Genomic DNA, 7,886 nt, shown 5'->3' with positions numbered 1-7,886 from the left:
CAACATCATTGCTTCAGATGACCGTATTCTGAAGGACCGCGAGCAGACCGTTCGTCTGAATGAACTGGGCGCATCATCCATTAATTTTGTGGTGCGCATCTGGAGCAAAAGCAGCGATCTGCAAAACGTTTACTGGGATGTGCTGGAGCGCATTAAGCGTGACTTCGATGCTAACGGCATCAGCTTCCCGTACCCGCAGATGGACGTAAACGTCAAAAAAGTCAAAGAAGCAGAGTAACGTCTCCGTAGGCCCGGTAAGCGTCAGCGACACCGGGCTTTTCTTTTATTAGCCCCGCTAATCCCCAATTAATATTATCCATTTCCTCTAATGTCGTTCCCGCAGTATAGTCTGCCCCAGGACAACTCTGCGAGAATTACGTTATGTTATCTTACTATTTTCAAGGGCTTGCGTTAGGTGCGGCCATGATCCTTCCCCTTGGTCCACAAAATGCGTTCGTGATGAATCAGGGCATCCGCCGTCAGTACCATCTGATGATTGCCTTGCTGTGCGCGGTGAGCGATCTGCTGCTGATTTGCGCCGGGATTTTTGGCGGCAGCGCCCTGTTGATGCAGTCGCCGTGGCTGCTGGCGCTGGTTACCTGGGGCGGCGTAGCGTTTTTGCTGTGGTACGGGTTTGGCGCCCTGAAAACGGCCATGAGCAGCAATCTTGAGCTGGCGAGCGCCGAAGTGATGAAGCAAGGGCGCTGGAAGATTATCGTCACCATGCTCGCCGTGACATGGCTTAACCCGCACGTTTATCTTGATACGTTCGTGGTGCTCGGCAGCCTGGGCGGACAGCTGGACGTTGAGCCGAAACGCTGGTTTGCGCTCGGTACGGTCAGCGCCTCCTTCCTCTGGTTCTTTGGTCTTGCGATCCTGGCGGCATGGCTGGCGCCACGACTGCGTACCGCCAAAGCGCAGCGCATTATCAATACCCTGGTGGGGCTGGTGATGTGGTTTATTGCCTTCCAGCTGGCGAAAGAGGGCATTGATCACGTACAGGGATTGTTCAACTAAGCGTTGTCTTATGGACATCTGAACAAGACCCGCTAAGCTTGCTGGCATGAGCCCTGTTAACAGGGCACTCTTCGCAACATGGAGGAATGACAGTGAAGTTCAAGGTGATGGCCCTGGCGGCATTAGTAAGTTTAGGTGCGGTGTCGGTGCAGGCGAATGAACTGCCAAACGGCCCGCACATTGTCACTTCAGGTACGGCAAGCGTGGATGCGGTACCGGATGTTGCAACCCTGGCAATTGAAGTGAACGTGGCGGCGAAAGATGCTGCTTCCGCCAAGAAACAGGCAGACGATCGTGTTGCGCAATACCTCTCTTTCCTGGAACAGAACGGTGTCGCGAAAAAAGACATCAGCTCTGCGAACCTGCGTACTCAACCGGATTACGATTACCAGAACGGCAAAAGCATCCTGAAAGGCTATCGCGCCGTGCGTACTGTAGAAGTGACCGTGCGCCAGCTTGATAAGCTCAACGGATTGCTGGATGGTGCGCTGAAGGCTGGGCTGAACGAAATTCGTTCCGTCTCGCTGGGCGTTGCGCAACCGGAGAAGTATAAAGACGAAGCGCGTAAAGCGGCGATTGATGATGCCATTCATCAGGCGCAGCAGCTGGCATCCGGCTTCAAGAGCAAGCTCGGTCCGGTTTACAGCGTGCGTTACCACGTCTCAAACTACCAGCCAAGCCCGATGGTGCGGATGATGAAAGCGGACGCCGCGCCGGTTTCTGCTCAGGAAACCTACGAGCAGCCAACCATTCAGTTCGACGATCAGGTTGATGTGGTGTTCCAGCTGGAGCCGACTGAAAAGCCAGCTCAGTAACCCGTAGGCCGGGTAAGGCGAAGCCGCCACCCGGCTTGTTTTTCAATCCTGTCTTAACACCTTATGCCCAAACGCCAGCAGCGCGTCGGTGACGTTGCGCATCATGCGGCTTTCCGGCGCAAAACGGTGCCAGTACAACATCCGGCGCTGATACAGCCCCGGAGTTAAATCAATCAGCTCACCGCTTTTCAACTCTTTCTCAATCTGCAGATGCGGGATCATGCAGCAGGTGGTTCCCTGACGTGCAAGCTGCACGAAGGCTTCGGACGAGTTAACGATATGACACGGCACGCTGCCCGGCGGCAGATCGAAGTTTTGCTGCAGGAAGGCCTGATGCATATCGTCCAGATGGTCGAACGCGACGGCAGGCGCTTTCAGCAGCGCGGCGCGGGTCACACCGTTCGGGAAATAGCGCTCGGCAAAGGCTTTTGAACCGACGAAGAGGTAATCCAGCGCGCCCAACTGATCCACCAGACAGCTTGGCAGCGCCTGAGGCTGAATACTGACGGCACCAACCACTTCGCCGCGACGCAGACGTTCCTGGGTGCGGGTTTCATCTTCAACCTGGAGATTCAGGCGGATAGGGGAGTCGGCCAGCACCGGCGCAAGGGCCGGCAGCAGCCAGGTTGCCAGACTGTCGGCGTTCACCGCCAGCGACAGCAGCAGCGGCGTGGAGCCGGTCTGTTCATCGCCCAGCCACTCGTCTTCCAGCAGTTCAACCTGGCGCAGCAGGGCGAGGAGCTTTTGTCCTTGCTCCGTTGGACGCGGCGGTACGGTACGCACCAGCAGCGGCTGCCCGAACATGTTTTCAAGCTGTTTGATACGCTGTGATACGGCGGACTGGGTGATGCACAGCTTTTGCGCCGCGCGCTCAAAACCGCGTTCACGAATAACTGCATCAAGTGCCTGTAGTGTTCTGTAGTCCGGACGTTTCATTGCTCTGGCTGACTCCTTAATTTTGCTTAATCTGCACTATGACACAATTTTCCCTTCGTGGCAGACGAAATCCATTCGACGTGTTCTATAATGCGCCCTGAGTTTTCACACCACAGGCAAAACGATCATGACGCAGGATGAACTGAAAAAAGCAGTAGGATGGGCCGCTCTCCAGTACGTACAGCCGGGTACCATTGTCGGTGTTGGTACGGGATCGACGGCGGCGCACTTTATCGATGCGCTGGGCACGATGAAGGGGCAAATCGAGGGCGCGGTTTCGAGCTCCGATGCTTCCACGGAAAAGCTGAAAAGCCTCGGCATCACTGTTTTCGACCTCAACGAAGTGGACCGTCTGGGCATTTACGTTGATGGCGCGGATGAAATCAACGGCCACATGCAGATGATCAAAGGCGGTGGCGCGGCGCTGACCCGTGAAAAAATCATTGCCTCCGTGGCGGATAAGTTCATCTGCATCGCGGACGCCTCCAAGCAGGTCGACATTCTGGGGAGTTTCCCGCTGCCGGTCGAAGTGATCCCGATGGCGCGCAGTGCCGTGGCACGTCAACTGGTGAAGCTGGGTGGTCGTCCGGAATACCGTCAGGGTGTGGTGACCGACAACGGCAACGTGATCCTCGACGTTCACGGCCTTGAGATCCTCGATGCCATTGCGCTGGAAAATGCGATCAACGGCATTCCGGGCGTCGTTACAGTAGGGTTATTTGCCAACCGTGGCGCGGATGTGGCGCTGATCGGCACGGCTGACGGTGTAAAAACCATCGTAAAATGATCTGACGGGGGGAGCGCTCCCCCCGCTAAAAAATTTTGAAAAGCTAAATTCGGTGACTTGTGTCACGTTTTTCCGCCTCTTTTGCCGATCCTGCCGCGTTTGTAAATTTCCATAGCATTTTCCTCTGTCATTTTGCTCTGTATGACTTTTCTTCAGAGTGCCGACGCAAACGTTCATATTGCTGCAATAGTTTTTTTTGATATGTTGGCTGCACGGGATTTATATCCAGCACAACATCAGTTCAGATAAAAACAGGGTCGGGTAAATGGCAAAGGTATCACTGGAGAAAGACAAGATTAAATTCCTGCTGGTTGAAGGCGTGCACCAGAAAGCGCTCGATAGCCTTCGCGCTGCAGGTTACACCAACATCGAATTTCACAAAGGCGCGCTGGATACTGAAGAGCTGAAAGCGTCCATCCGTGATGCCCATTTCATTGGCCTGCGATCCCGTACCCAACTGACTGAAGACGTTATTGCTGCGGCGGAAAAGCTGGTGGCGATTGGCTGTTTCTGTATCGGTACCAACCAGGTTGATCTGAATGCCGCCGCAAAACGCGGTATCCCGGTTTTTAACGCCCCGTTCTCCAACACCCGTTCCGTGGCGGAGCTGGTGATTGGCGAGCTGCTGCTACTCCTTCGCGGTATTCCGGAAGCTAACGCCAAAGCGCACCGCGGCGTGTGGAATAAGCTGGCTGCGGGCTCCTACGAAGCGCGTGGTAAAAAGCTTGGGATTATCGGTTACGGCCACATCGGTACGCAGCTCGGTATTCTGGCGGAATCCCTTGGCATGCACGTGTTTTTCTACGATATCGAAAACAAACTGCCGCTGGGTAACGCGACGCAGGTGCAGCATCTTTCTGACCTGCTGAACATGAGCGACGTGGTCAGCCTGCACGTGCCGGAAAATGCGTCCACAAAAAACATGATGGGAGCGGAAGAGCTGGCGCTGATGAAGCCGGGCTCACTGCTGATCAACGCCGCGCGCGGTACAGTAGTCGATATTCCTGCGCTGTGCGATGCGCTGAAGCGTAAGCATCTGGCGGGTGCGGCGATTGACGTGTTCCCGACGGAACCGGCCACCAACAGCGATCCGTTCACCTCTCCGCTGTGCGAGTTCGACAACGTGATCCTGACGCCGCACATCGGCGGTTCTACTCAGGAAGCGCAGGAGAATATCGGCCTGGAAGTGGCGGGCAAGCTGAGCAAATATTCCGACAACGGTTCAACGCTCTCTGCGGTGAACTTCCCGGAAGTGTCTCTGCCGCTACACGGCGGGCGTCGTCTGCTGCACATTCACGAAAACCGTCCGGGCGTGCTGACTGCTATCAACCAGATCTTTGCCGAACAGGGCGTCAACATTGCCGCGCAGTATCTGCAAACGAACGCGCAGATGGGTTATGTGGTTATTGATATTGAAGCGGATGAAGACATCGCCGAGAAAGCTTTGCAGAGCATGAAGGCCATTCCGGGGACGATTCGCGCGCGTCTGCTGTACTGATAGTGCGGTCTGTGGTGTCGGGTGGCGCTTACGCTTACCCGACCTACAATGTTCGTGCGGTCTGTGTGTCGGGTGGCGCTTACGCTTACCCGACCTACAATGTTCGTGCGGTCTGTGGTGTCGGGTGGCGCTCACGCTTACCCGACCTACAATGTTCGTGCGGTCTGTGTGTCGGGTGGCGCTTACGCTTACCCGACCTACAATGTTCGTGCGGTCTGTGTATCGGGTGGCGCTCACGCTTACCCGACCTACAATGTTTGTGCGGTCTGTGTGTCGGGTGGCGCTTACGCTTACCCGACCTACAATGTTCGTGCGGTCTGTGTGTCGGGTGGCGCTTACGCTTACCCGACACACAATGTCCGAGGATTTATGTAGGCCGGGTAAGGCGTAGCCGCCACCCGGCTTTGTTCTACCAGGTCCAGGTTTTACTGGGCGTCACCACCGCCGGCAACGGCACATCCCATTTCTCCACGGGTAATGCCTCCACGCCCTGACAATCATGCGCATAGCCCACCGGCTGCAATCCGTACTGCTGCCAGTTTTGTAGCGTTCTGTCGTAAAAACCACCGCCCATTCCCAGGCGCTGTCCCTGCTCGTCAAACGCCACCAGCGGCGTAATCAGCACATCCAGTTCAGATAGCGGCAGCACATCGCGCACGTCGAGTTTGGGTTCGGTGATTTTCAGACGATTCACCACCAGCTCGCTGTGCGGATGGTAGTGCAGAAACAGCAGATTGCCCCGGCTAAAGGGATGCAGCACCGGCAGATAAACTTTTTTCCCGGCGCGCCAGAGCTGGTCGATAAGCGGTTGGGTATCCAGCTCACCATCAAACGAAAGAAACAAGGCGACGGTGTTTGCCATCACCACAGGCGGATAGGCCATCATACGGGCGGCGGCCTGCTGGGCAAACTGTGCCTGTTGTTCGGCGCTTAAGGCACGACGACGCTGGCGAATGAGCTGACGGATATCCTGGCGTGAAGCAGAAACTTCAGGGAATTGAGTCATGGTTGTTGGTAGAAGAAGAGAGAGGGAATCTCCGAGATGCCGCCGCAGGCTGTAACCCTTGAACCCTTGGTTCAAGGTGAATGTGTCGTCATAGTTTTAAGGCTTCTCGGACGGACCGAGCATGCTCACCAACCATGGAGCGCCACATTCTTGTGGTATGAAATATCGGCTCAGGGGACTGGCCCGCTTGCAAACATCTCAGAGAAATTTTGTCTTCACAGTTACTCTACCATAGTCAACTGAGAAGTGTTATTCAAACTTTGGTCCCGGTCTTTCAGGACTGCGACCTTGATCAAGCAATGCCTGTTCAATGGTCTGCTGGAGCATTTTAATGCGCTGCTCCATGCTTGCCGCGTAATCGCGGGTCTTCGCTTTTTCCTGAGTCAGTTCATAGCTGATGTTCAACGCGGCGATGAAAACCAGCTGCTCAGTATTTGTGACTCTAGTGCGTTCTTTTAGATCTTGCAACCGCTGATTCAAATCGTCCGCAGCCTGATTCAAAGCATCCCTTTGTTCAGGCGGACAATTCACTCGCAGTGAACGGCCAAAAATCTGGAGATCGACGGGTTGTGCAGACATGCCACCTTCCTGCTGATTGACTGCGCTGCCTTCGCTTACTGCCCCGGGGGCTGCGAAGGGGCGACACTATAGCTACCCTGATGTGAAGATACAAGCCCTTTTCTGGTATCACCAGGGTCCAAAGTGGTAGCATATCATGAATATCCTCCCTTTGATGACGAATGCGTATGTCTATACAGAACGAAATGCCTGGTTACAAGGATTTAAACCAGTTACTGAACCAGCAGGGAGTCGGTCTAACCCCTGCCGAAATGCACGGTCTGATCAGCGGCATACTGTGCGGCGGAAACAGCGACAGCTCATGGCAGCCGCTGATCCACGACCTCACCAACGAAGGGCTGGCGTTTGGCCACGAACTGGCGGAAGCGCTACGTAAAATGCACGCCGCAACCAGCGATTCCCTGGAAGACGATGGCTTTCTTTTTCAGCTTTATCTGCCTGAAGGCGACGATGTCAGCGTCTTCGATCGCGCTGATGCGCTCGCGGGTTGGGTAAACCACTATCTGCTTGGCCTGGGCGTAACCCAGCCTAAACTGGATAAAGTGACCGGCGAAGCGGGTGAAGCGATCGACGATCTGCGTAACATCGCCCAGCTCGGCTACGATGAAGACGAAGACCAGGAAGAGCTGGAGATGTCTCTCGAAGAGATCATCGAGTACGTGCGCGTGGCGTCTCTGCTGTGCCACGACAACTTTACGCGCTCGCAGCCGACCGCGCCGGAAGTTCGCAAGCCAACATTACACTAAGAAAAATAACGCACAGGAGGGTGTCATGGTTATCTCCAGTCAAGAGTATTCTCGCCGTCGTCAGGCGCTGCTGGCAAAAATGCAGCCGGGAAGCGCTGCCCTGATTTTCGCCGCGCCGGAAGTGACGCGCAGCGCCGACAGCGAATACCCCTATCGCCAGAGCAGTGATTTCTGGTACTTCACCGGGTTTAACGAGCCGGAAGCGGTACTGGTGCTGATTAAAAGCAATGACACCCACAACCACAGCGTGATTTTCAACCGCGTTCGCGATCTGACTGCGGAAATCTGGTTTGGCCGCCGCTTAGGTCAGGAGGCGGCGCCGGAAAAACTGGGCGTGGACCGCGCGCTGGCCTACAGCGAAATCAACCAGCAGCTCTATCAACTGCTCAACGGCCTGGACGTGCTGTACCACGCGCAGGGTGAATACGCCTATGCGGATGAGATTGTTTTCACTGCGCTGGATAAGCTGCGTAAAGGCTCACGTCAGAATTTGTCTGCACCC

The 7,886-nt window shown here is 55.3% G+C and carries 9 protein-coding genes, 1 other RNA gene and 1 pseudogene; 7 read left to right on the top strand and 4 right to left on the bottom strand.

Annotated elements, in window-relative coordinates; translation table 11 throughout:
• The 3 genes and pseudogenes from HP459_RS19255 to HP459_RS19245 form a co-directional block, all read left to right on the top strand.
• Nucleotides 1-238 (top strand): annotated as a pseudogene (locus HP459_RS19255) (mechanosensitive ion channel domain-containing protein); the annotation flags it as partial.
• 143 nt (nucleotides 239-381) lie between these two features.
• Nucleotides 382-1,017: an arginine exporter ArgO gene (argO, locus tag HP459_RS19250; protein WP_108367776.1), complete on the top strand. Its 636-nt coding sequence runs from the start codon at nucleotides 382-384 to the stop codon at nucleotides 1,015-1,017.
• A 92-nt stretch (nucleotides 1,018-1,109) separates the two neighbouring features.
• Nucleotides 1,110-1,832, top strand: a complete 723-nt coding sequence (locus HP459_RS19245) for an oxidative stress defense protein (protein WP_022649323.1) — start codon at nucleotides 1,110-1,112, stop codon at nucleotides 1,830-1,832.
• Nucleotides 1,833-1,874: 42 nt separating this feature from the next.
• On the opposite strand, the gene argP is transcribed toward HP459_RS19245, so the two are convergent.
• Nucleotides 1,875-2,768: a DNA-binding transcriptional regulator ArgP gene (argP, locus tag HP459_RS19240; protein WP_003860089.1), complete on the bottom strand. Its 894-nt coding sequence runs from the start codon at nucleotides 2,766-2,768 to the stop codon at nucleotides 1,875-1,877.
• Between the two features lie 127 nt (nucleotides 2,769-2,895).
• Here argP and rpiA point away from each other — a divergent pair, with 127 nt between their 5' ends.
• Both rpiA and serA read left to right on the top strand, forming a co-directional pair.
• Entirely contained in the window at nucleotides 2,896-3,555 is a 660-nt protein-coding gene (gene rpiA / locus HP459_RS19235) for a ribose-5-phosphate isomerase RpiA (RefSeq protein WP_022649322.1), read from the top strand.
• Between the two features lie 265 nt (nucleotides 3,556-3,820).
• Nucleotides 3,821-5,053 carry a phosphoglycerate dehydrogenase gene (gene serA, locus HP459_RS19230; protein ID WP_022649321.1) on the top strand — a complete coding sequence of 411 codons (1,233 nt, stop codon included), beginning with the start codon at nucleotides 3,821-3,823 and terminating at the stop codon, nucleotides 5,051-5,053.
• Nucleotides 5,054-5,462: 409 nt separating this feature from the next.
• On the opposite strand, the gene HP459_RS19225 is transcribed toward serA, so the two are convergent.
• The 3 genes from HP459_RS19225 to zapA form a co-directional block, all read right to left on the bottom strand.
• On the bottom strand, nucleotides 5,463-6,059 hold the full coding sequence (locus tag HP459_RS19225) for a 5-formyltetrahydrofolate cyclo-ligase (protein ID WP_022649320.1): 597 nt from the start codon (nucleotides 6,057-6,059) through the stop codon (nucleotides 5,463-5,465).
• A 24-nt stretch (nucleotides 6,060-6,083) separates the two neighbouring features.
• Nucleotides 6,084-6,267, bottom strand: a non-coding RNA gene (ssrS, locus tag HP459_RS19220) — 6S RNA.
• 41 nt (nucleotides 6,268-6,308) lie between these two features.
• Nucleotides 6,309-6,638, bottom strand: a complete 330-nt coding sequence (gene zapA / locus HP459_RS19215) for a cell division protein ZapA (protein WP_003860096.1) — start codon at nucleotides 6,636-6,638, stop codon at nucleotides 6,309-6,311.
• Between the two features lie 167 nt (nucleotides 6,639-6,805).
• Between zapA and HP459_RS19210 the strand changes: the two genes are divergently transcribed.
• Nucleotides 6,806-7,384, top strand: a complete 579-nt coding sequence (locus tag HP459_RS19210) for a YecA family protein (protein ID WP_003860099.1) — start codon at nucleotides 6,806-6,808, stop codon at nucleotides 7,382-7,384.
• A 25-nt stretch (nucleotides 7,385-7,409) separates the two neighbouring features.
• The coding region (locus tag HP459_RS19205) for an aminopeptidase P N-terminal domain-containing protein (protein WP_171936661.1) at nucleotides 7,410-7,886 on the top strand (477 nt) is incomplete at its 3' end.

The sequence above is a fragment of the Enterobacter sp. CM29 genome, from assembly GCF_013179605.1.
In the GTDB taxonomy this organism is placed as follows: domain Bacteria; phylum Pseudomonadota; class Gammaproteobacteria; order Enterobacterales; family Enterobacteriaceae; genus Enterobacter; species Enterobacter intestinihominis.
This window is presented reverse-complemented; position numbering and strand designations above follow the sequence as displayed.

Bases quoted from the DNA above. Each gene is read 5' to 3' on its own strand.
- argP (WP_003860089.1), bottom strand. From the start codon at position 2,768: ATGAAACGTCCGGACTACAGAACACTACAGGCACTTGATGCAGTTATT.
- HP459_RS19210 (WP_003860099.1), top strand. From the start codon at position 6,806: ATGTCTATACAGAACGAAATGCCTGGTTACAAGGATTTAAACCAGTTA.
- zapA (WP_003860096.1), bottom strand. From the start codon at position 6,638: ATGTCTGCACAACCCGTCGATCTCCAGATTTTTGGCCGTTCACTGCGA.
- serA (WP_022649321.1), top strand. From the start codon at position 3,821: ATGGCAAAGGTATCACTGGAGAAAGACAAGATTAAATTCCTGCTGGTT.
- HP459_RS19225 (WP_022649320.1), bottom strand. From the start codon at position 6,059: ATGACTCAATTCCCTGAAGTTTCTGCTTCACGCCAGGATATCCGTCAG.
- rpiA (WP_022649322.1), top strand. From the start codon at position 2,896: ATGACGCAGGATGAACTGAAAAAAGCAGTAGGATGGGCCGCTCTCCAG.
- argO (WP_108367776.1), top strand. From the start codon at position 382: ATGTTATCTTACTATTTTCAAGGGCTTGCGTTAGGTGCGGCCATGATC.